This window comes from Streptomyces sp. NPDC037242, from assembly GCF_055604165.1.
Map to the genome: position 1 here is coordinate 1 of NZ_JBVJUY010000066.1, position 2,509 is coordinate 2,509.

General features: G+C 56.4%; 1 rRNA gene (cut by a window edge). It reads right to left on the minus strand.

Features of this window, described 5'->3' with window-relative positions:
• Positions 1 to 32 precede the first annotated feature (32 nt).
• Positions 33 to 2,509 (minus strand): 23S ribosomal RNA (locus ACZ7GJ_RS37780); it runs 149 nt beyond the window's last position.

The window sequence follows — 2,509 nt, forward strand, 5'->3', positions numbered from 1 at the left end:
CTTCAGAACTAACACAGTGGACGCGAGCAACTGAGGACAAGCCCTCGGCCTATTAGTACCAGTCAGCTCCACCCGTTACCGGGCTTCCACATCTGGCCTATCAACCCAGTCGTCTACTGGGAGCCTTACCCTCTCAAGGAGGTGGGAATACTCATCTTGAAGCAGGCTTCCCGCTTAGATGCTTTCAGCGGTTATCCCTCCCGAACGTAGCCAACCAGCCATGCCCTTGGCAGGACAACTGGCACACCAGAGGTTCGTCCGTCCCGGTCCTCTCGTACTAGGGACAGCCCTTCTCAATATTCCTACGCGCACAGCGGATAGGGACCGAACTGTCTCACGACGTTCTAAACCCAGCTCGCGTACCGCTTTAATGGGCGAACAGCCCAACCCTTGGGACCGACTCCAGCCCCAGGATGCGACGAGCCGACATCGAGGTGCCAAACCATCCCGTCGATATGGACTCTTGGGGAAGATCAGCCTGTTATCCCCGGGGTACCTTTTATCCGTTGAGCGACGGCGCTTCCACAAGCCACCGCCGGATCACTAGTCCCGACTTTCGTCCCTGCTCGACCCGTCGGTCTCACAGTCAAGCTCCCTTGTGCACTTACACTCAACACCTGATTGCCAACCAGGCTGAGGGAACCTTTGGGCGCCTCCGTTACCCTTTGGGAGGCAACCGCCCCAGTTAAACTACCCATCAGACACTGTCCCTGATCCGGATCACGGACCGAGGTTAGACATCCAGCACGACCAGAGTGGTATTTCAACGACGACTCCACAACCACTGGCGTGGCCGCTTCAAAGTCTCCCACCTATCCTACACAAGCCGAACCGAACACCAATATCAAACTGTAGTAAAGGTCCCGGGGTCTTTCCGTCCTGCTGCGCGAAACGAGCATCTTTACTCGTAGTGCAATTTCACCGGGCCTATGGTTGAGACAGTCGAGAAGTCGTTACGCCATTCGTGCAGGTCGGAACTTACCCGACAAGGAATTTCGCTACCTTAGGATGGTTATAGTTACCACCGCCGTTTACTGGCGCTTAAGTTCTCAGCTTCGCACACCCGAAAGTGTACTAACCGGTCCCCTTAACGTTCCAGCACCGGGCAGGCGTCAGTCCGTATACATCGCCTTACGGCTTCGCACGGACCTGTGTTTTTAGTAAACAGTCGCTTCTCGCTGGTCTCTGCGGCCACCCCCAGCTCAGGAAGCAAGTTCCCTCACCAGTGATGGCCCCCCTTCTCCCGAAGTTACGGGGGCATTTTGCCGAGTTCCTTAACCATAGTTCACCCGAACGCCTCGGTATTCTCTACCTGACCACCTGAGTCGGTTTAGGGTACGGGCCGCCATGAAACTCGCTAGAGGCTTTTCTCGACAGCATAGGATCATCCACTTCACCACAATCGGCTCGGCATCAGGTCTCAGCCTTATATGAGGGACGGATTTGCCTACCCCTCGGCCTACACCCTTACCCCGGGACTACCACCGCCCGGGCTGGACTACCTTCCTGCGTCACCCCATCGCTTACCTACTACAAGTCTGGTTCGTCGGCTCCACCACTTTCCTTTCCCCGAAGGGTCCGGAACGGCTTCACGGACTTAGCATCGCCTGATTCGATATTGGGCGTTTCAAAGCGGGTACCGGAATATCAACCGGTTGTCCATCGACTACGCCTGTCGGCCTCGCCTTAGGTCCCGACTTACCCTGGGCAGATCAGCTTGACCCAGGAACCCTTAGTCAATCGGCGCACACGTTTCTCACGTGTGTATCGCTACTCATGCCTGCATTCTCACTCGTGAACCGTCCACAACTAGCTTCCGCTGCTGCTTCACCCGGCACACGACGCTCCCCTACCCATCACAGCGGGCGTTGGCCCTATTGCTGCAATGACACGACTTCGGCGGTACGCTTGAGCCCCGCTACATTGTCGGCGCGGAATCACTTGACCAGTGAGCTATTACGCACTCTTTCAAGGGTGGCTGCTTCTAAGCCAACCTCCTGGTTGTCTCTGCGACTCCACATCCTTTCCCACTTAGCGTACGCTTAGGGGCCTTAGTCGATGCTCTGGGCTGTTTCCCTCTCGACCATGGAGCTTATCCCCCACAGTCTCACTGCCGTGCTCTCACTTACCGGCATTCGGAGTTTGGCTAAGGTCAGTAACCCGGTAGGGCCCATCGCCTATCCAGTGCTCTACCTCCGGCAAGAAACACACGACGCTGCACCTAAATGCATTTCGGGGAGAACCAGCTATCACGGAGTTTGATTGGCCTTTCACCCCTAACCACAGGTCATCCCCCAGGTTTTCAACCCTGGTGGGTTCGGTCCTCCACGAAGTCTTACCTCCGCTTCAACCTGCCCATGGCTAGATCACTCCGCTTCGGGTCTAGAGCGTGCAACTCAATCGCCCTATTCGGACTCGCTTTCGCTACGGCTTCCCCACACGGGTTAACCTCGCTACACACCGCTAACTCGCAGGCTCATTCTTCAAAAGGCACGCAGTCACGACCGTT